Annotated in this window: 20 protein-coding genes and 1 pseudogene; 9 read left to right on the top strand and 12 right to left on the bottom strand. The window is 65.0% G+C overall.

Going from position 1 to position 19,241, the window contains the following annotated elements; translation table 11 throughout:
- Nucleotides 1-115 precede the first annotated feature (115 nt).
- Nucleotides 116-1,180, bottom strand: a complete 1,065-nt coding sequence (locus MJ643_RS13325; RefSeq protein WP_013971823.1) for an AI-2E family transporter — start codon at nucleotides 1,178-1,180, stop codon at nucleotides 116-118.
- 133 nt (nucleotides 1,181-1,313) lie between these two features.
- Between MJ643_RS13325 and yegQ the strand changes: the two genes are divergently transcribed.
- On the top strand, nucleotides 1,314-2,633 hold the full coding sequence (gene yegQ, locus MJ643_RS13320; RefSeq protein WP_013971822.1) for a tRNA 5-hydroxyuridine modification protein YegQ: 1,320 nt from the start codon (nucleotides 1,314-1,316) through the stop codon (nucleotides 2,631-2,633).
- A 9-nt stretch (nucleotides 2,634-2,642) separates the two neighbouring features.
- Here the strand turns inward: yegQ and MJ643_RS13315 are convergent, their stop codons facing one another.
- Nucleotides 2,643-3,269: a hypothetical protein gene (locus MJ643_RS13315; RefSeq protein WP_230397112.1), complete on the bottom strand. Its 627-nt coding sequence runs from the start codon at nucleotides 3,267-3,269 to the stop codon at nucleotides 2,643-2,645.
- A gap of 126 nt (nucleotides 3,270-3,395) precedes the next feature.
- On the opposite strand from MJ643_RS13315, the pseudogene MJ643_RS13310 reads away from it, so the two are divergent.
- From MJ643_RS13310 to MJ643_RS13295, 4 genes and pseudogenes are all read left to right on the top strand, one after another.
- A pseudogene (locus tag MJ643_RS13310) lies at nucleotides 3,396-3,521 on the top strand (copper resistance protein CopB); the annotation flags it as partial.
- A gap of 41 nt (nucleotides 3,522-3,562) precedes the next feature.
- Nucleotides 3,563-3,991 carry a DUF411 domain-containing protein gene (locus tag MJ643_RS13305; protein ID WP_015269641.1) on the top strand — a complete coding sequence of 143 codons (429 nt, stop codon included), beginning with the start codon at nucleotides 3,563-3,565 and terminating at the stop codon, nucleotides 3,989-3,991.
- The gene (locus tag MJ643_RS13300; RefSeq protein WP_013971818.1) at nucleotides 3,991-4,428 is read left to right on the top strand and encodes a YqaA family protein; all 438 of its coding nucleotides are present in this window, start codon (nucleotides 3,991-3,993) and stop codon (nucleotides 4,426-4,428) included. Before MJ643_RS13305 ends, MJ643_RS13300 begins: the two co-directional genes overlap by 1 nt.
- Before the next feature lie 75 nt (nucleotides 4,429-4,503).
- The gene (locus MJ643_RS13295; protein WP_013971817.1) at nucleotides 4,504-5,502 is read left to right on the top strand and encodes an alpha/beta hydrolase; all 999 of its coding nucleotides are present in this window, start codon (nucleotides 4,504-4,506) and stop codon (nucleotides 5,500-5,502) included.
- A gap of 130 nt (nucleotides 5,503-5,632) precedes the next feature.
- Here MJ643_RS13295 and MJ643_RS13290 read toward each other — a convergent pair whose 3' ends face one another.
- The 6 genes from MJ643_RS13290 to MJ643_RS13265 form a co-directional block, all read right to left on the bottom strand.
- Entirely contained in the window at nucleotides 5,633-6,214 is a 582-nt protein-coding gene (locus MJ643_RS13290) for a DinB family protein (RefSeq protein WP_013971816.1), read from the bottom strand.
- A gap of 14 nt (nucleotides 6,215-6,228) precedes the next feature.
- The gene (zapE, locus tag MJ643_RS13285; RefSeq protein ID WP_013971815.1) at nucleotides 6,229-7,335 is read right to left on the bottom strand and encodes a cell division protein ZapE; all 1,107 of its coding nucleotides are present in this window, start codon (nucleotides 7,333-7,335) and stop codon (nucleotides 6,229-6,231) included.
- Nucleotides 7,336-7,539: 204 nt separating this feature from the next.
- Entirely contained in the window at nucleotides 7,540-8,688 is a 1,149-nt protein-coding gene (locus MJ643_RS13280) for a PQQ-dependent sugar dehydrogenase (protein ID WP_208209354.1), read from the bottom strand.
- Between the two features lie 23 nt (nucleotides 8,689-8,711).
- Nucleotides 8,712-9,029, bottom strand: a complete 318-nt coding sequence (locus MJ643_RS13275; RefSeq protein WP_013971813.1) for a hypothetical protein — start codon at nucleotides 9,027-9,029, stop codon at nucleotides 8,712-8,714.
- A 184-nt stretch (nucleotides 9,030-9,213) separates the two neighbouring features.
- Complete coding sequence (gene speB / locus MJ643_RS13270) at nucleotides 9,214-10,179, bottom strand: agmatinase (RefSeq protein ID WP_013971812.1); 966 nt, start codon at nucleotides 10,177-10,179, stop codon at nucleotides 9,214-9,216.
- A gap of 25 nt (nucleotides 10,180-10,204) precedes the next feature.
- Nucleotides 10,205-11,284 (bottom strand): extracellular solute-binding protein, encoded by a 1,080-nt coding sequence (locus tag MJ643_RS13265; protein WP_015269635.1) that lies wholly within the window; start codon nucleotides 11,282-11,284, stop codon nucleotides 10,205-10,207.
- Nucleotides 11,285-11,386: 102 nt separating this feature from the next.
- Between MJ643_RS13265 and MJ643_RS13260 the strand changes: the two genes are divergently transcribed.
- Nucleotides 11,387-12,277 carry a LysR family transcriptional regulator gene (locus MJ643_RS13260; RefSeq protein ID WP_023661939.1) on the top strand — a complete coding sequence of 297 codons (891 nt, stop codon included), beginning with the start codon at nucleotides 11,387-11,389 and terminating at the stop codon, nucleotides 12,275-12,277.
- 114 nt (nucleotides 12,278-12,391) lie between these two features.
- Here MJ643_RS13260 and MJ643_RS13255 read toward each other — a convergent pair whose 3' ends face one another.
- Both MJ643_RS13255 and MJ643_RS13250 read right to left on the bottom strand, forming a co-directional pair.
- Nucleotides 12,392-14,818: a TonB-dependent receptor gene (locus MJ643_RS13255; protein ID WP_208209383.1), complete on the bottom strand. Its 2,427-nt coding sequence runs from the start codon at nucleotides 14,816-14,818 to the stop codon at nucleotides 12,392-12,394.
- A gap of 226 nt (nucleotides 14,819-15,044) precedes the next feature.
- The gene (locus MJ643_RS13250) at nucleotides 15,045-16,166 is read right to left on the bottom strand and encodes a sigma-70 family RNA polymerase sigma factor (protein WP_013971808.1); all 1,122 of its coding nucleotides are present in this window, start codon (nucleotides 16,164-16,166) and stop codon (nucleotides 15,045-15,047) included.
- A gap of 135 nt (nucleotides 16,167-16,301) precedes the next feature.
- Here MJ643_RS13250 and MJ643_RS13245 point away from each other — a divergent pair, with 135 nt between their 5' ends.
- The gene (locus MJ643_RS13245; RefSeq protein WP_013971807.1) at nucleotides 16,302-16,784 is read left to right on the top strand and encodes an LEA type 2 family protein; all 483 of its coding nucleotides are present in this window, start codon (nucleotides 16,302-16,304) and stop codon (nucleotides 16,782-16,784) included.
- Between the two features lie 18 nt (nucleotides 16,785-16,802).
- On the opposite strand, the gene MJ643_RS13240 is transcribed toward MJ643_RS13245, so the two are convergent.
- Nucleotides 16,803-17,066: a hypothetical protein gene (locus MJ643_RS13240; RefSeq protein ID WP_003256287.1), complete on the bottom strand. Its 264-nt coding sequence runs from the start codon at nucleotides 17,064-17,066 to the stop codon at nucleotides 16,803-16,805.
- A 129-nt stretch (nucleotides 17,067-17,195) separates the two neighbouring features.
- Between MJ643_RS13240 and MJ643_RS13235 the strand changes: the two genes are divergently transcribed.
- Complete coding sequence (locus tag MJ643_RS13235) at nucleotides 17,196-17,516, top strand: DUF883 family protein (protein WP_013971806.1); 321 nt, start codon at nucleotides 17,196-17,198, stop codon at nucleotides 17,514-17,516.
- A 22-nt stretch (nucleotides 17,517-17,538) separates the two neighbouring features.
- Here MJ643_RS13235 and miaE read toward each other — a convergent pair whose 3' ends face one another.
- Entirely contained in the window at nucleotides 17,539-18,156 is a 618-nt protein-coding gene (gene miaE / locus MJ643_RS13230; protein ID WP_013971805.1) for a tRNA isopentenyl-2-thiomethyl-A-37 hydroxylase MiaE, read from the bottom strand.
- A gap of 154 nt (nucleotides 18,157-18,310) precedes the next feature.
- Here miaE and MJ643_RS13225 point away from each other — a divergent pair, with 154 nt between their 5' ends.
- Nucleotides 18,311-19,174 carry a universal stress protein gene (locus MJ643_RS13225; RefSeq protein WP_013971804.1) on the top strand — a complete coding sequence of 288 codons (864 nt, stop codon included), beginning with the start codon at nucleotides 18,311-18,313 and terminating at the stop codon, nucleotides 19,172-19,174.
- Nucleotides 19,175-19,241: the final 67 nt, after the last annotated feature.

Below are 19,241 nucleotides of genomic sequence, written 5' to 3'. Positions count from 1 at the left end.
CCGGCCATGGGGGCCGCGTTGCGGCCCATCGCAGGCGAGCCAGCTCCCACAGGTCCAGCGACAATCTTGAGAACAACGCCGTACCTGTGGGAGCTGGCTTGCCCAAGGCCCGCCCCTACTCCGGCAACTGCACCCGGGGTTTGGTTGCCGCGAAGATCGCCCAGCTCGACACGAACAGCGCCGCGATCAACGGCCCGATCACGAAGCCGTTGAGCCCGAACACCGCCAGCCCGCCCAGCGTCGACACCAGAATCAGGTAGTCCGGCATGCGCGTGTCCTTGCCCACCAGGATCGGCCGCAACAAGTTGTCCACCAGGCCGATCACCAGCACACCGAACGCGGTCAGTATCACCCCCGACAAAATCGCACCGGTCAGCAGGAAATACGCCGCCACCGGTGCCCACACGATCCCCGCCCCCACCGCCGGCAACAGCGACAGAAACGCCATCAGCACCGCCCATACCAGCGCACTCGGGATATCCAGCACCCAGAAAATGAAACCGCCCAGCGCCCCCTGGGTAATGGCCACCAGCACGTTGCCTTTTACCGTCGCCCGCACCACACGGTTGAACTTCAGTTGCAAACGGCGCTTCTGGTGTTCGGGCAGCGGCACTGCCAGACGCACCTGGCGGGCGACTTCCGCGCCTTCGCGCAGAAAGAAGAACAACAGGTACATCATGATGCCGAAGCTGATCACGAACTCGAACGTGCCCTGCCCAAAGTTGAACGCCTGGCTGGCCAGCACCTGGCTGCCCTGGGTGGCCCACTTGCTGATCTTGTCGCGTAGCCCGTCGAGGTTGCCCATGCCCATGCTGTCCAGGCCCTGCTGGGCAAACGCCGGAAGCATGTCCTTGCCGCGCTCGACATAACCGGCAATATCCAGCTCCCCGTGCTCGATGCGCTGGTACAGGGCGGCTCCCTCCTGTACCAGCAGCGCGCTGGTGATGATCACCGGCAGGATCGCCACCAGCAGGCACACCAGCAAGGTGGCCGCCGCAGCCAGATTGCGCCTTCGGCCGAAACGCAGCAGCAGGTGGCGCTGCAGCGGGGCGAACAGGATGCCGAGTATCACCGCCCAGAAGATCGCACCGTAGTACGGCAGCAGGATCCAGATGAAGGCAATGGTCACCAGCGCCAGCAGTACTGCCAGGGCTTTGTTCTGCAGGGCGGTCTGGTTCATCGCGGGTCCTCGCATGGTTTATGCGTTATTAGTGCGCCGCACCTTGGCAAAAGTGCCGCCATTCCCTTGATGCAAATCAATACGGGCCGTATCTGCCAGCCCTAGCATCCGCGCCTTTTGCTCCGGTGCGCACATGACCCCTATCGCCAAGCCCGAACTGCTGGCCCCCGCCGGCACCCTCAAGACCATGCGCTACGCCTTCGCCTATGGCGCCGACGCGGTCTACGCCGGCCAGCCACGCTACAGCTTGCGGGTGCGCAACAACGAGTTCGACCATGCCAACCTGGCCCTGGGCATCCAGGAGGCACATGCCTTGGGCAAGCGTTTTTACGTGGTGGTCAACATTGCCCCGCACAATGCCAAGCTCAAGACCTTCCTCAAGGACCTGGCGCCGGTGGTCGAGATGGCACCGGACGCGCTGATCATGTCCGACCCAGGCCTGATCATGCTGGTACGCCAGCACTTCCCGCAGATGCCGGTGCACCTGTCGGTGCAGGCCAACACGGTCAACTGGGCCAGCGTGCAGTTCTGGCAGCAACTGGGCCTGAGCCGGGTGATCCTGTCGCGCGAGCTGTCGCTCGAAGAGATCGAAGAGATCCGCCAGCAGGTGCCGGAAATGGAGCTGGAGGTGTTCGTCCACGGTGCCCTGTGCATGGCCTACTCCGGCCGTTGCCTGCTGTCGGGCTATCTCAACAAGCGCGATGCCAACCAGGGCAGCTGCACCAACGCTTGCCGCTGGAAGTACGACGCCACCCCGGCCACCGAAAACGCCACCGGCGACATCGTGCGCGAAGTGCAGCCGACGCTGGGCCTGGGTGCACCGACCGAGCAGGTATTCCTGCTGCAGGAAAGCAACCGCCCCGGCACCGAAATGCCGGCGTTCGAAGACGAGCACGGCACCTACATCATGAATGCCAAGGACCTGCGCGCCATCCAGCATGTCGGGCGCCTGGCCGCCATGGGCGTGCACTCGCTGAAGATCGAAGGCCGCACCAAGTCGCACTTCTACTGCGCCCGCGCCGTGCAGTCGTACCGCCAGGCGATCGACGACGCGGTGGCCGGGCGGCCATTCGACCGCTCCCTGATGGACAACCTCGAGTCCCTGGCCCAGCGCGGTTACACCGAAGGCTTCCTGCGCCGCCACGTGCACGACGAGTACCAGAACTACCAGCGCGGCAACTCGGTGTCCGAGCGCCAGCAGTTCGTTGGCGAACTGACCGGGGTGCGCGTCGACGGCCTGGCCGAGGTCAAGGTGAAGAACCGCTTCGCCGTGGGCGACCATCTGGAACTGATGACCCCACGCGGCAACTACCACTTCGATCTCGAGCACATGAGCAATGGCCAGCAGCAACCGCTGCAGGTCGCCCCGGGCGATGGCCACACCATCTACCTTCCTGTTCCCGAGCAGGTGCCATTGGCATACGGCCTGCTGATGCGTGACCTGCCAGCTTGAGCGAGGTGGCTAAAGTTCGATCCTGGTAATGGCGCCAAGCCGCCGGTCGCCCAATTCCTTACGAATCTGCTGGCGAAAAGCGGCGAAACGTTCCAGGTCAAAACGGTAAACAGTGCCGGTGTTCCACACGACGATGTCACGCTGGGCCTCGCTCCAGAATCCGAAGTCGCGCATTTCCACCGTGGCATTGAAGCGAAACGAGTAGACCGCCAGATGGATCTGGCCCTCCTCGTCCTTCTGGCAGGGTGTTATCAGAAACGATGAGGCGACGTCGTTCTGCCAACCCGACTGCAGGAACTTGCTGGCGTGAGCACTGATGCGCAGTTCCTGCATGGATGCGCGCGCCAGTTGGGCCAACAGCGTTGGTGTGCTGCCTGTGCCAATGGGCTCGAGCCCGGTATCGAAATCGTCATGGTCCCTGATGACCTGCGGCGGCAACTCCAGGGCGGCCATCCTTACGCAGCCATGTTTCTCCAGGCGATTGCGGAAGCGGTCGAACCAGCTTTTCCATAGCTCGTCCCGGTCGAGGAAGCGGCTTGCGAACTCATCGGCATGGTCCAGCAACGTTTGCACGTCCTGGCGTTCCTCGTCGGACAGGTTTGGTCCGATGCCGATCAGATTGGTCTTGGAGTACAACAGGCAGTCCAGTGGTAGGGTCATGATCCAGCAGGCTCTCAGATAGGTGTGCCGCACGTTAGCCAGCGTGATGACAGGCCGGCATCCGGAACCACTACCTGGCAGGTAGACTGGCTGCCTGACAACGCTGGCGAACGGCAACAGGCCGCGCTGCGCCTGAAGGCCGCTTACGCTATGCTGCTGGCCAACCGCTGGATACCGGACCGCCCCTGGGGCCGCAACGACACCGGGCGCGTGCAAGGCACAGGCCTGGTCGCCGGTATCCGCCCACGTTTTTGAAGGAGTGCTTCATGATGCTGCGTAAACACCTGCTGCCCCTGGGCCTGCTGGCCATCACCGGCCTGGCCCAGGCTGCCGAGACCATCGACGTCTACCGCGACCCCAACTGTGGCTGTTGCAAGGCCTGGATCAGCCACCTGCGCGACAACGGCTTCACCGTCAACGACCATGTCGAGCCGAACATGAGCGAGGTGAAGCAACGCCTGGGCGTGGCGCCACGCCTGGCGTCGTGCCATACCGGGGTGATCGACGGCAAGTTCGTCGAAGGCCACGTGCCGGCCGAGCAGGTGCGCCTGCTGGCCAAGCGCAACGACCTCAAGGGCCTGGCCGTGCCGGGCATGCCTATGGGCTCGCCCGGCATGGAAATGGGTGACCACAAGGATGCCTACCAGGTCATCGGCGTGACCCAGGACGGCAAGGACACCGTGGTCGCCAACTACTGATGCTCAGCCTGTGGGCGCTGTTCCTCAGCGCCTTCGGCGCCGCTACCCTGCTACCGCTGCAATCGGAGGCCGTGCTGGTCGGCCTTTTGCTGCGCCAGCCCGAGGCCTGGGCCACCCTGCTGCTGGTGGCGACCCTGGGCAATGTGCTGGGCTCGGTGGTCAACTGGGTGCTGGGCCGGGCCATCGAGCACCTGCGTGACAAGCGCTGGTTCCCGTTCAGCCCTGCCCAGCTGGAACGCGCGCAACAGCGCTACCAGCGCTGGGGGCAATGGTCGCTGCTGCTCAGCTGGATGCCGGTGATCGGCGACCCGCTGACGCTGATCGCGGGCATCATGCGTGAGCCGTTCTGGCGCTTCCTGCTGCTGGTGACCCTGGCCAAGGCCGGCCGCTATGGGGTGCTGGCGATGATTACCCTGGGCTGGTTTCACGCCTGGTAACACCTTTCACGTTCCGCGTGGTCCACTGGCTGCTACAGTCGCCCCTTCCTACATGGCCCTACACGGAGTGCCCCCATGCTGCGCGCAACCGCCCTGGCCCTGGCCTGCCTCGCCGGCAGTTCGGCCATCGCCGCCGAATCGCCCACCTATGGCCCCCAGCTGGAGGGCTTTAGCTACCCGCATCCGCTCAAGCATTTCGACTTCAAGTCCCAGGGCCAGGCCCTGCAGATGGGCTACATGGACGTGCCCGCCCAGGGCCAGGCCAACGGCCACAGCGTGGTGCTGATGCATGGCAAGAACTTCTGCGCCGCCACCTGGGAAACCACCATCGATGCCCTGAGCAAGGCTGGCTACCGGGTCATCGCCCCCGACCAGGTCGGCTTCTGCAGCTCCAGCAAGCCGGCACATTACCAGTACAGCTTCCAGCAGCTGGCGAGCAACACCCATGCCCTGCTCGAACAGCTGGGGGTGAAGCAAAGCATCGTGCTCGGCCACTCCACCGGCGGCATGCTTGCCACCCGCTATGCGTTGATGTACCCACAGCAGGTGGAGCGCCTGGCGATGGTCAACCCCATCGGCCTGGAAGACTGGAAAGCCCTGGGTGTGCCCTACCGCACGGTGGACCAGTGGTATGCGCGCGAGCTCAAGCTGGATGCCGAAGGCGTGCGCGAGTATGAGCGCAAGACCTACTACGCCGGGCGCTGGAAGCCGGAGTACGAGCGCTGGGTGCAGATGCTGGTGGGCCTGAACAAGGGGCCGGGGCATGAAGCGGTGGCGTGGAACTCGGCGCTGATCTACGACATGATCTTCACCCAGCCGGTGTACCACGAGTTCAAGGACCTGCAGATGCCCACCCTGCTGCTGATCGGTGACCAGGACACCACAGCCATCGGCAGTGATATCGCGCCGCCGGAGGTGAAAGCGAAGCTGGGCAAGTATGCAGTGCTGGGGCCGCAGGTGGCCAAGCTGATTCCCAAGGGTGAGCTGATTACCTTTGAAGGCATGGGGCATGCGCCGCAGATCGAGGAGCCGGTGCGGTTCAACCGTACGCTGGTGGAGTGGCTGGGCAAGTGAGCCAATAGTCGAGGGGCCGCTTTGCGGCCCTTCGCGGGCTCGCCCGCTCCCACAGGTACTGCACAGGTTTGGGAAGCTGTGCACTACCCGTGGGAGCGGGCAAGCCCGCGAAGGGCTGCAAAGCAGCCCCCTACACTTTCCAGACCTGCTCCTCGGTCCAGCCCAGCTCGGCAAAGTCCGCCGCCCGCAACCCCGCCTCTTCCTCGCAGAAAAACTCATCCAGCTGCGGCGGCCTCACTGCCGTGTCACTGAGCATCGCATGCACCTGCCCGCGGTGATGCACCTGGTGCTCGAACAGGTGCGCCAGCAGCCGCAGCCGTTGCTCGCGCTGCACCCGCTCAGGGCGCACGATGCTCACATAGCGCCCCAGCTCACCATCGCGCAGGCCCCGGCAATAGGCGATCAGCCGGTGATCGGCCTGGGCCTGTTCGGCATGCAGGTCGGTGCAGGTGGCAAACGGCTGTTCGGGGTCGAAGAAGCGCTCGCCGTCGGCGTCGGGCTGCTCGCCACGCTGCTCGCACTCGAGCATGTGCAGGTAGAACCAGTCCACCGTCAGCAGGTGGTTGAGGGTGGCCTTGATCGACGGGAAGAAGCTGCAGCGCGGGGCGACGAATTCGTCCTGGGTCAGTTGCAGGCAGGCCTTGTACAGACGGTGGTTGGCCCAGCCATTGTTGTAGGCCTGGGTCAGCAGATGATGCGACAGCGGCTCCATGGTTCGGCTCCTTTTCAGGCGAAGCGTTGCAGTTGCATCTCCCGTAGCCGGCTCAGGGTCCGTTGGTACGGGAACGCCAGATACCCTTGAGTGTAGAGGGCATCCAGCGGCACCTGTGCCTCCAGGTACAACGCCACCCGGCGGTCGTAGCATTCGTCGACCAGGGCTATGAAGCGGCGCACCGCGTCGTCCTTGGGCGACAGCGCCGGCAGCTCGCGGTCGCCCGCTGCCACCCGCGCCGCAGCATCCTCGGTACCCCGGGCAATGCGCCCGGCCCGCTGTTCACCCCCCAGCGCCGGAATGCCCGACACCAGGATGGCCGGGAACCGGTCGCACAGAGCCATGAACTCCATGGCCGCCAGCGGCTGTTCGCACAGGTCGGTGAAACGGCACCAGATGGCCTGCGCGCTGCGCCGCACCACCTGCACCTGCCGGGAGCCGATCGCCAAAGGCTGATCGTGGCCGTCGTCGCCGGGGCTGAGCTGGCGGAACACCTCGCCCAGCTGGCTGGCCTGCCCCGCTTGCGCCACCCAGTAACGCTGGCGCTCAGCGCCGGGGTGCAGGCGGTGGTCCTGCTCGCCGGCTACCGGCAGCACCTGCATGTGCCGCTGGATGGCGGCGATGGCCGGCAGGAACCGCTCGCGGTTGAAACCGTCGCGGTACAGCTGCTCGGGTGGCTGGTTGGAGGTGGCGACAATCACCACGCCTTGGTCGAACAGTACCTGGAACAGGCGGCCTAGGATGATCGCGTCACCGATGTCGTTGACGAACAGCTCGTCGAAGCACAGCACGCGAATCTGCCCGGCCAGTTCCCCGGCCAGCGCCAGCAGCGGGTCGGCGGTGCCGTTGAGCTGGAACAGGCGCTGGTGGACCCAGGCCATGAAGTGATGGAAGTGCTGGCGCCGGCTGGGCACCCGCAGGCAGCGGTGGAACTGGTCCATCAGCCAGGTCTTGCCCCGGCCGACCGGGCCCCAGAGGTAGATACCCTGGGTGGGGCGGCCCTGTTCGACGGCCTGGAAACAAGCCTGCAACGCCTCGACGGCGCGGGCCTGGGCGGGGTCGGCGACATAGCCCTGAGTGGTCAGGGCCTGCTGGTAGAGGGAATGGGGATCGATAGCCATGCGGCATTCTACACGGCTGACACACCGCGGACCTTGTAGGAACAACGGTCTTGCCCAAATTCAAAAGGCTGCCGCGATCCCTGTGGGAGCGGGCGTGCCCGCGAACACGGGCGAAGCCCGTGCCATCCACCGCGGCGCCTGCTTCGCGGCGGTTCGACGCCTCGACACGCCCGCTCCCACAGGGGCCGCGTACAACAGTGGTGATCAGGCGTCGCCCAGGCCTACCTTGAGCAGCGCGCCGTCCTTGTCATCGGTCAGCACATACAGGTAGCCATCCGGCCCCACCCGTACATCGCGGATACGCGCCTTCAGCTCACCCAGCAAACGCTCTTCATGCACCACCTTGTCGCCATCCAGTTGCAGGCGGATCAGCTCCTGGGTAGCCAGCGCGCCAATGAACAGGTTGTGGTCCCAGGCCTTGAACCTAGGGCTGTCGTAGAACGCCATGCCGCTGATCCCCGGCGACTTCTCCCATACATGGTGCGGGTCGACCATGCCCTGCACATGCTCGCCCTTGGCCTCGGGGATCGGCAGCAGCGAGTAGTTGATGCCGTGGGTCGCAATCGGCCAGCCATAGTTCTTGCCGGGTTCGGGAATGTTGATCTCGTCGCCGCCGCGCGGGCCATGCTCGTGGGTCCACAGCTTGCCGGTCCATGGGTTGAGTGCGGCGCCTTGCTGGTTGCGGTGGCCGAACGACCAGATCTCCGGCCGCACATTGTCCTCGCCGACGAAGGGGTTGTCCCTGGGCACTTCGCCGTCCGGCAAGATACGCACGATCTTGCCTTGCAGCTTGTCCAGGTCCTGGGCAGTCGGGCGCTGGTTGTTTTCACCGAGGGCGATGAACAGGTAGCCGTCGCGGTCGAACACCAGGCGCGAGCCAAAGTGGTTGCCCTCCGACAGTTTGGGCTGCTGGCGGAAGATGACGTTGAAGTTTTCCAGCCGGGCGCGGTCCTGGGACAACTGGCCACGGCCGACCGCCGTACCGGCCTTGCCGTCACTGCCCTCTTCGGCGTAGGACAGGTAGACGGTGCGGTCCTTGGCGAACTCCGGCGACAGCACCACATCCAGCAAGCCGCCCTGGCCCTCGGCCCAGACCTTGGGTACACCGCTGATCGGCGGGCCGACCTTGCCTTCGGCATTGACCACCCGCAAGTTGCCGGCACGCTCGGTGACCAGCATGTCCTTGCCGCCCGGCAGGAACGCCAGGGCCCAAGGGTTGCGCAGGCCATCGGCCAGGGTGCTGACGGTCAAGGTGCCTTCTTCACTGCGAAACTGCTGTTCGGCCGCCGCCTGCGCCAGCAGGGGCAGGAGTGCGGCGGCGGTCAGGATTACAAACCAGGGTGCTCGAAGCATGCAGGATTCCTTTCGTAGGGCGCTCATGGCGCGCGCGGGTTGCCGCGCGGTGGTCGGCTGGGCTCCAGGTTCGGGGTTTGTTGCTGGCGGCGCAGGTTGTCGCCATTGCCGATGCCGCGGTTGTCCAGGGTGGGCGTGCGCTGGTACGGGTCGGTGGACGGGCCGCGCACGGGAGGCGTGGCCGGCATGCTGCCCTGGCGGCTGTTGGGGTTGGCGCGCTGGATCGGGCTGTTGTAGGGGTTGTTGTTGCCGGCGGCGAGTTGCAAGGGCGGCTCGGGGGCCGCTTGCGCGGGCAGACACAGCACCAGGCCGAGGGCCAGGATGGGCAAGGTCGGGGTCATGCTTCACCTCCTGTACGAAAATGCCGCGCCTGGTGGGTTTGATAGCCTAAGGCGCGAAGGGTTCGCGGCAAAAGTGTGAATGCGGGTGGAGATGATTCCTGATGTTTCAGTATGGGCCTTGGGGGCTGCTACGCAGCCCTTTCGCGACACAAGGCCGCTCCCACAAACCCCTACGGACGCCGAATTACTGGCCCTTGTCCACCTTGTGCCGCGCCGCATACAGGCACAGCATTTCCATCGCCAGGGTCGCCCCGGCCAGCGCGGTGATGTCAGCATGGTCATAGGCTGGCGCCACCTCCACCAGGTCCATGCCCACCAGGTTGATGCCGCGCAGCCCGCCAAGGATCTCCAGCGCCTGCACCGTGCTCAGCCCGCCGCATACCGGCGTGCCGGTGCCGGGCGCATACGCCGGGTCGAGGCAGTCGATATCGAAGGTCAGGTAAACCGGCCGCTCGCCCACCCGCTGGCGAATCGCCGCAATCACCGCCTCGGTGCCCTGCCGGTGCACCTGGCGGGCGTCGAGGATGGCAAAGCCCTGGCTGTCGTCATTGGTGGTGCGCAGGCCGATCTGCACCGAGCTGGCCGGGTCCACCAGGCCTTCGCGGGCGGCATGCCAGAACATGGTGCCGTGGTCGATGCGCTTGCCTTCCTCGTCCGGCCAGGTGTCGCTGTGCGCATCGAAGTGGATCAGCGCCAGCGGGCCATGGCGGCGGGCATGGGCCTTGAGCAGCGGGTAGCTGATGAAGTGGTCGCCACCCAGGGTGAGCATGGCGCAGCCTGCTTCCAGAATATGCGTGGCATGGGCCTCGATGCTGTCCGGTACCGACTGCGGGGTGCCGCTGTCGAAGGCGCAATCGCCATAGTCGATCACCGCCAGGTGGTCGAACGGGTCGAACGCCCACGGCCAGTGCCGGGCCCAGGCCTGCTGCACCGAGGCGGCGCGGATCGCCCGCGGGCCGAAGCGCGCACCGGGGCGGTTGCTGGTGGCAGTATCGAACGGCACACCACTGACCACCACATCGACACCACGCAGGTCGCGGCTGTAGCGGCGGCGAGAGAAACTGGTAATGCCGGCGTAGGTACTTTCCGCAGCGGTGCCATACAGGCTGTCGCGGGTCATGGCCTGGTCGTTGTTTGCGGCTTGCTCCACGGTCGGGTTCCTTTGTCGTTATCGGTTACTGGCGGCTGCGGAACGCGGTCCACAGGCGGTTGCGCTGGCGCAGGTCGGCCAAGGCCATGCTGCGGTCGGCATACAGGCGCTGGCGCACCGCGGCCGACGGGTAGATGTCCGGGTCATTGCGCACTGCTTCGTCCACCAGCGGCGTGGCCGCCTGGTTGGCGTTGGCGAAGAACAGCGTGTTGGTCAGTGCGGCGACCGACTCGGGCTTGAGCATGAAGGCGATGAACGCCCGCGCGGCCTCGGGGTGCGGGGCGTCCTTGGGAATGACCAGGTTGTCCTGCCACACCAGCGTGCCTTCGCGGGGGATGCGGTAGATCAGCTCGAACGGTTTGCCAGCGCGACGCGCCTGGTCGGCGGCCATCGCCGCATCGCCGTTGTAGGTCAGCGCCAGGCACACGCTGCCGTTGGCCAGGTCGCTGATCTGCCGGCCATTGGCGACGTAGCTGATCGACGGCTGCAGCTGGCTCAGCAGGTTCTGCGCGGCGGCCAGGTCGTCCTTGTCCTGGCTGTAAGGGTCCTTGCCCAGGTAGTTCAGGGCCACGCCGATCACCTCCTGGGGCGAGTCGGGCATGGCAATGCCGCAGTCCTTCAGCCGGCTGGCGTACTCGGGCTTGAACAGCAGGTCGAGGCTGTCCAGCGGTACATCCCCCAGGCGCTGGCGCACCGCTTCCACATTCACCCCCAGGCCCAGGGTGCCCCAGGTGTAGGGCACGGCATGGCGGTTGCCGGGGTCGGCCTCGGCGAGCTTGGCCAGCAGGTCCTTGTCGAGGTTGGCATAGCCGGGCATGGCCTGGGGATCGAACGGCTGCAGGGCATTTGCCTTGAGCGCCCGGGCCAGTACGGTTGACGACGGCACCACCACGTCATAGCCGCTACCACCGGTCAGCAGCTTGGTTTCCAGCACTTCGGTGGTGTCGAAGGTGTCATAGCGCACCTTGTAGCCGGTTTCCCGCTCGAAGCGCTGGAGGGTTTGCGGGGCGACATAGTCGGCCCAGCTGTAGAGGTTGACGACCTTTTCTTCGGCCTGCAGCGGCAAGGCCAGGACCAGGGACAGCAGGCACAACGATCGACGCATGGCGAACACCTCGGCAAATGGGTGGATGCCGCGAGCATGCCAACCGGGTTACATTGCAGGAATGGCAAGTTTACAAAGCTGACATTCATCAGGAGCAATGTAATGCTCGGACAAGTGCACGACCCCGACCTGCACCTGCTGCGGCTGTTCGTCACTGTAGTCGAGGCCGGTGGTTTCAGCGCCGCGCAAGGCGTGCTGGGCTTGAGCCAGCCCACCATCAGCCAGCGCATGGCGCAGCTGGAAGCGCGGCTGGGCTACCGCTTGTGCAGCCGCGGCAAAGGTGGCTTTCACCTGACGGAAAAGGGCGCGTTGTTGCTGGACGCCGCCCGTGGGCTATTGCTGAACATCGAACAGTTTCGCCAGCAGGCCAATGGCGTTGCCGGGCGGCTGCTGGGGACCGTGCGCATAGGCATGGCGGAGAGCCAGGACAAGGCGGTGAGCCTGAAGCTGGCGGCGGCCATTGCGGCGTTTCGCAGGCGCGAGGAGGCGGTGCAGCTGGAACTGATCAGTGCGCCACCGGCAGAGCTGGAGCGCTTGTTGCTGGAGCAGCGGCTGGATTACGCCATCAGCTACTTTTCCGGCAACCAGGCAGCCTTCGACTACCAGCCGCTGTTCCAGGAGCGGCAACGGCTGTATTGCGGCAAGGGCCATGTGCTGTTCGGTGAGGCTGGCGTTGGCCGGGAGCGGTTGCTGGCGATGGACCAGGTGCGCCATCCGTACCGGTTTCTCAAGGGCGGTGAGCCGTTCCAGAGCCAGCGCAGCATGGCGGTGGCGGAGCAGATCGAGAGCGTGCTGACGTTCATTCTGTCGGGGCGGCATATTGGCTATCTGCCATGCCATTGTGCGCAAGCTTGGGAGGCTGAGGGGCTGTTATGGGCGCTGGACCCGGGGTTGGACTTTGTGGTGCCGTTTACCCTGGCCAGGCACCGGGCGCAAGCGGTTGGCGAGGCACAGCAGGCGTTTGCGCAGGATTTGCTGGCGTCGTTTGCCTGAACCGGCCTCTTCGCGGGTAAACCCGCTCCTACAGGGTTCTCACACAGCCTGAGGGCTGCGCCGTGCCTGTGGGAGCGGGTTTACCCGCGAAGAGGCCGGGACAGACAACACCCATCAGTAAGCCATGCTCCAGGTCAGCGTGTAGGTACGCCCGCGCCCCTGGTAGTCATACAGGTACGCCGGCCCGTAGGTCGGCGAGTAGAACAGCGTCGCACGCTGCCCCCAGACCGTGCTGTATTGCTTGTCCAGCAGGTTCTGGATGCCGGCGCTGAAGGTGCCGAAGCCGGTATCCTGGCTGCCCAGCAGGTCGAAGGTGGAGTAGCCGTCGATCTCGTGGTCGGCATCGTCCTTCAGGCTGAAGGCATGGTTGGCCTGTAGCCGCGCACTGCGGCCATCGCCCTTCCAGCCGACGAACGCGGTAGCCTTGGACAACGAGGCATAGCGGGCATCGCGCTTGATCCAGCCGCCATCGACATCCTCCTCCTCGGAGCGGGTCAGGTGCAGGGTACCACCGGTTTCCCAGCCGGTCTGGAAGTGCCGGGTCAGCGCGCCCTCAAAACCGAAGTCGCGGCTTTTCTGGTCTTCCACATTGATGGTCAGCGTCTGCGAGTCGACGTTGATGATCTTGTCCGACCAGATGTAGTACAGCGCCGCCTGGGCATCCCAGTCCAGGTCGGCATAGCGCCAGCCCAGTTCCACCTGGCGGCTCTTGATGCCGGCCAGCGGGTTGTCGGCCACGCTCAACCCGGGCTTGCCGTAGTACTTGGCCGGGTCGGGCAGGTCGAAGCCTTCGCCGTAGTTGGTCCATACCTGGTGGCCATTCTTGAAGTCGTAGATGGCACCGACGTTGAACAGGTTGACCTGGTAATCGTTGCTGCCACCCGGCACACCCTTGAAGTCGCTGACGTCCACATCCATCTGCTGGCGCCGGGCGCCGCCGGACAGGGTCAGGTTATCGGTGGCATGCCAGTCCAGCTGCGCGTACACCGACACGCCATCGACCCGGTAGCTGGGGTAGCGCGCGGCCTTGCTTTCCTTTTCCAGCTCCAGGCCACCCGACTCGGACGACGTCTGGGCGTTGAAGGTGGTCTGCTCGGCATTGAAGCGCTCGCGGTCCAGGTCGACGCCGTAGGTCAGCTTCAGCGCGTCCCACTGCTTGGCGAACAGGCCCTTGAGGCTGGTGACTTCGAAGTTTTGCTGCGAGGCGGCGAAGTACACCCCGCGCGAGCCGGTGGGCGTGGCGCGGTTGTAGTACGGGAACGGGTAGAAGTTGTCGTCTTCCTTGCGGTAAAAGGCCTGCAGGTAGAAGTCCTGCCCCAGCACGTCGGTGTGGTGGTAGTTGGCGTTCAGCAGCAGGCGCCGGGTGCGCGGCTCCAGGTCCGACGAGTAGCCGCTACGCAGTTCGGCGTCTTCCAGGTCGGACGGGGCGTTGTAATTCAGGTTGGGGAAGTAGATACCGGTACTGCCATGGTTGCCCGAGTCATAGTACTGGGCCAGCAGGTCGAGGCTCTGCTGGTCGTTCAGTTGCATCCCCAAGGTGCCGAGCACGTCGATGGTGCGGTTGTATTGCAGGTCGGTCTGGGTGTTGTCGATGAAGATCTGGTCGCCGGCGCCGTCGTAGAAGGCTTCGTTCTGCTCGCCGGAAACCCCCAGGCGGGCGTTGAACCGTTCGTTGCCGCCACTGATCGACTGGGCGAAGCGGGTGGCCAGGTCGTCGCTGTTGTTGAAGCCGCTGCTGGCACCGAGCTGGGTCTCGAAACGCGCCGGGCCGGGTTCGCCCTTCTTGGTCACGATGTTGATGATGCCGCCGGTGGCGCCACCACCGTAGATGGCACTGGCGCCAGACAGCACTTCGACGCGCTCGACGTTGAACGGCGAAATGCTGTCGAACTGGCGTGACAGGCCGCGCGAGCTGTTCTGGCTGACCCCGTCGATCATCACCAGCACATTGCGCCCGCGCATGTTCTGGCCGTAGTTGGTACGGCCTTCCGGCGCCAGGTCGAGGCCTGGCACCAGCTTGCCGATGGCTTCCTTCAGGCTGACGCCGCTGTCGATCTGCTCGCGCAACTGCTGCTGGTCGACCACCCACACGGTGCCGGGGATTTCACTGATCGCGGTGCTGGTGCGCGAGGCCACGCTGACCTCGATCGGCTTGAGATTGACCGCCTGCGGCGCAGCGTCGGCCTTGCGCAGGGTCACCGTGCGGGCATCGCTGAAGTGCCAGCTCATGCCGCTGCCGGCCAGCAACTGCTGCAGGGCCTGCTCGATGCTGTAGCTGCCCTGCAAGGCCGGGCTGGATTGGCCGGCGACGTCGCCGGTGGTGTACAGCAGGTGCAGGCCGGCCTGGTCGGCGAACGTGGTCAGGGCGTGGTCCAGCGGCTGGGCCGGCAGGTCGAGCTGGACCTGGCGGGCCTGAGTCTGGGCCTGTTCGGTGGCGGTCGAGGCAAACACCTGCAGCGGGCCGACCAGCATGGCCAGGGCACTGCAGGACATCAGGGCATGGTGAAGCGGACCGCGGCGGCGGTGCAAGGGCTTGAGCATCAGAGGCACGAATGAGCTTCCTGACAAGTCGTAAATGAGAATTGGTTGCTGATCAGTCCCACTACGACGATCTGGCTTGCAGGAACTTGCAGTGCAAGATAAAAAATTTTTCCTGTGCCGGCCTCTTCGCGGCTAAAGCCGCTCCTACAGGGATCTCCACAGCCTTCCAGACCTGTGCAGTACCTGTGGGAGCGGCTTCAGCCGCGAAGAGGCCGGCACAGGCGAATCAATGAACCACGGCCAACCACGGCAGGTAGGTCACCTTCAGCCCATAACGCTGCTCAAGGGTCCGCAACAGGGCCTCCGGCTCATCGAGGTCGAACACCCCGCTGACCTGCATCGCCGCCAGCTTGCTATCGGACAACACGATCCGCCCATGCCGATAACGCTCGAGCTCCGCCAGCACCTGCCCCAGCGGCTTGCCGTTGAAGATCAGCTTGCCGCGCTGCCAGGCCATCTGCGTGCCGGCATCGGCCGCTACTGCCAGTTCATGTTCGCCAACCTTGGCTTCGCCATGGGCCAATACCACGCGGCCATCGCGACGCACGCTGAAGGTGGCCGCACTCCCCTGCACCCGCTCACCGGCCGTGTCGACCACAAAGGGCCGTGAATCATCGGCGGTCTCGAACAAGGCCTCACCAGATTCCAGCACCACCCGCCGCTCACGGTCGCTGAACACCACGCTCAGGGCTGTGGCACTGTTCAGCGTCACCCGCGTGCCATCTGCCAACGTAATCACCTGTCGCTCACCTACCCCGGTGTGGTAATCCGCCAGCAGCATTGGCGCCTTCTGCCAACCCGCCACACCAACGGCCAACACCAGTGCAGCAGCCACCCCCGCCTGTTTGAGCCAGTTGCGGCAATGGCGCAGGGCTTGGCCGATGTATTTCGCCACCATGCTTTCGGAAACCCCCAGGCGCTGCGCGATCTGCGCCTGGGTCAGGCCGTCGACGCGGTTGAGCAACAGCGCCTGGCGGGCATTGTCGGATAGCTGCAGCAGCGCCTGGTCGAGGATCTGCAAGCGCTCCCGGGCCAGCAAGGCCGCTTCCGGGGCCGGCGCCGGGCAGGCGACCTCACCTGCCCGCTCGCTGTCGTCGTGGCTGGCGGCAATGCGCTGCTCGCGGCGCAAGGCATCGATCGCCAGGTTGCCGGCCACGCGGAAGATGAAACTGCGCGCGTGCAGCACCGGCACCGCCTGCTGGTCGATGTTCACCAGCTTCAGGTAGGTTTCCTGCGCGACATCGGCAGCGCGCTGACGGTCGCTCATGCGCCGGGTCAGGAACTGAAGCAGGTCGTCGTAGTGCTCCTGGAAGCTTGCCAGCAGGCCCGGCGCGGGAGAAGTCAGCATGGGTTCGGGAACGGCCAGTAGGAGAAGTTATCGGGCGTTAATGAGAAACAGTATCTTTCATCTGGGCGGTGACTTTCAACGTCGACGCGTATTTGCCACACTGCCCATTCGCCCACTCTGGCAAGGTCGCACTCCATGGCTGCCCGTCTGCACCGCTACGCCCGCCTGTTCCTGGTCCTGCTGCTGGCCTGCGGCCTGGGGGCCTGTGCGCTGTTCCAGGCACGCGACCCGGTCAATATCAGCGTGATCGGTATCGAGCCGCTGCCCGGGCAGGAGCTGGAACTGCGCATGGCGGTGAAGATGCGGGTACAAAACCCCAACGAGGCGCCGATCGACTACAACGGCATCGCCCTGAACCTAGAGGTGAACGGCCAGCCGCTGGCTGCCGGGGTGAGCGACCAGCAGGGGCACATCGGCCGTTATGGCGAAGCGGTGATCGTGGTGCCGGTGAGCATCACGGCGTTTTCCTTCCTGCGCCAGGCCTATGGGCTGGGCCAGGTGGACTCGCTGCAAGGCCTGCCCTATGTGCTGCGCGGCAAGCTGGCCGGCGGGCTGCTGGGGACCGTGCGCTTTACCGACGAGGGCAAGCTGGACCTGCCCAAGGGCGCCTACTGGTAGGCGCCTGGCGGGGTGTGATCAGCGGCTGGCGCTGGCTGCGGCCATCAGCTTGTTGACTTCGCTGCGCACCATGTTGGCGTATTCGGGCGGCGACATGCCATCCAGCTCGGCGCGCACCCACTCGGCCCATTTGCCTTTGCGCCGTGGTTTCTCGGCGATCAACCGTGCCGCTTCGCCCTTGGCCTTGCCCAGGTTGTTCTGCCACAGCTCGAACAGCCGGGCCTTCTCTGCCTCGATCTGCGCCCGTTCCTCGAAGCTCATGTTGGCCAGATTGAAACTCATGAAGGTACCTGCAGGTTTGAAAATGGCCGCTATCTTACACCCAGGTACTGCAACAGCCCAAAGCCGCCGCAACTTTCCCGACGCGCCGGCATCCATTGTTCAAGCCACACCATCGACGAGGACGAGTTCATGGCCCGGAAAAACGCCCCGCTGACCGACAGCGATCAGATCAAGGACCAGGTATTCAGCGAACTGCAGGCACTGATCGAAGAGTCGGAAAAACTGCTGAACGACAGCGCCGCCCTGGTGGGTGACGAGGCGGAAACCCTGCGCACGCAGGTAAGCCTCAAGCTACGCCAGGCGCGCAATGCCGCCGACAAGGTACGCAGCAAGGCGCAACCGGTGATGGACGCTACCCAGGACTATATCGGTGGCCACCCGTGGCAGACCGTGGCCATTTCCGCTGGCCTCGGGCTGGTGGTCGGCCTGCTGCTGGGCCGCCGTCACTGACGCCTGGGCCGCCTGGTGCGAATCAGGCGGCCTGCGCCATCGGGATACCGCTGTGGAAGCGCAGCTCCTGGTCCGGTGACTGGATCAGCTCCACCTCCGCTGCACGCACCAGGTCCACCCGGCGGGCAATGTCTGCCTCTTCGCCATAGTTGTGCGCCAGTTTCAGATAACCCTGGTAATGGCGCGCTTCGCTCTTCAGCAGGCCGTGGTAGAAGCGGCCCAGTTCCTCGTCCAGATGCGGTACCAACGCGGCAAAGCGCTCGCAGCTGCGCGCCTCGATGAACGCCCCCACCACCAGCGTATCCACCAGCTTGACCGGCTCGTGGGCGCGCACCAGCCGCCGCAGCCCCGACGCATATCGCCCCGCCGACACCGGGCGCAGCGGCACGCCACGACGCTTCATCAGGCGCAGCACCTGCTCGTGGTGCACCAGCTCCTCGCGGGCCAGGCGCGACATCATGTTGATCAGGTCGAGGTGGGTGTTGTACTTGGCGATCAGGCTCAGGGCGGTGCTGGCAGCCTTGAACTCGCAGTTCTTGTGGTCGATCAGCAGGGTTTCCTGGTCGGCGAGCGCCGCTTCGATCCAGGCGTCTGGTGTCGGGCAACCAAGAAAGGCGTCGATTTCGGGGATCAGGGACATGAGCGTGCGACCACAAAGAACAGGCAGGGCCGGCGATTATACCGGCGGCGGCGGGCGGCGCCAGTGACTATGCTTGATGTACATCAAGCGCCAGCGGGGGAAGCGCCGACTATAGTCAGGCATTGGTCGCCACCTTTGAAGGGAGTTAACGCCCATGCAAGCCGTCCGCAGCATCCTCGTCGTCCTCGACCCCGAGCACGCCCACAGCCGGGCACTGACCCGGGCCAAGCTGATCGCCGGCGTCACCGGCGCCCGCCTGCACCTGCTGATGTGCGACAAAAGGCATGACCACAGCGCGCTGCTAAGCCTGCTGAGCAGCCAGCTGCATGATGACGGGTACGACAGCGTCACCCATGAGGAGGCCTGGCGCGACAACCTGCACGACACCATCATCTACGTGCAGCAGGCCGAGGGCTGCGAGCTGGTGATCAAGGAACACCGCCCGGACAACCCGCTGAAAAAGGCCCTGCTCACCCCCAGCGACTGGAAGCTGCTGCGCCAATGCCCGTGTGCCGTGCTCATGGTCAAGAGCGAGCGGCCGTGGACCGGCGGCAAGATTCTGGCCGCGGTGGACGTGGGCAACCAGGACGAGGACCACCGCCGCCTGCATGCCAGCATCATCGACCATGGTTATGCCATTGCCGGGCTGGCCAAGGGCGAGCTTCATGTCATCAGCGCTCATCCGTCGCCGATGCTGTCGGCATCGGACCCGGCGTACCAACTGAGCGAGACCATCGAGAAGCGCTACCGCGAGGCTTGCAAGGCGTTCCAGGCCGAGTACGGCATCAGCGACGAGTGCCTGCATGTGGCCGAAGGGCCGGCGGATGTGCTGATTCCGCATACCGAGAAGAAGCTTGATGCCGTGGTAACGGTGATCGGCACGGTGTGCCGCACGGGGATTTCCGGGGCATTGATTGGTAATACCGCGGAGGTGGTGCTGGATTCGCTGGAGGGGGATGTGCTGGTGCTCAAGACCGAGGAAGTAACTGCCCACCTGGCAGAACTCGCCCGCGGCTGAGTTTGCCTTCCTCAGGAGGACACATGATTCCTTGAAATTGCAGGGCCCCTGTGGGAGCGGGTTTACC

The organism is Pseudomonas sp. PNPG3 (genome assembly GCF_023093815.1).
In the GTDB taxonomy this organism is placed as follows: domain Bacteria; phylum Pseudomonadota; class Gammaproteobacteria; order Pseudomonadales; family Pseudomonadaceae; genus Aquipseudomonas; species Aquipseudomonas asiatica.
Note: the sequence above shows the minus strand (reverse complement) of the source record. Positions and strands in the feature narration are given on the sequence as shown.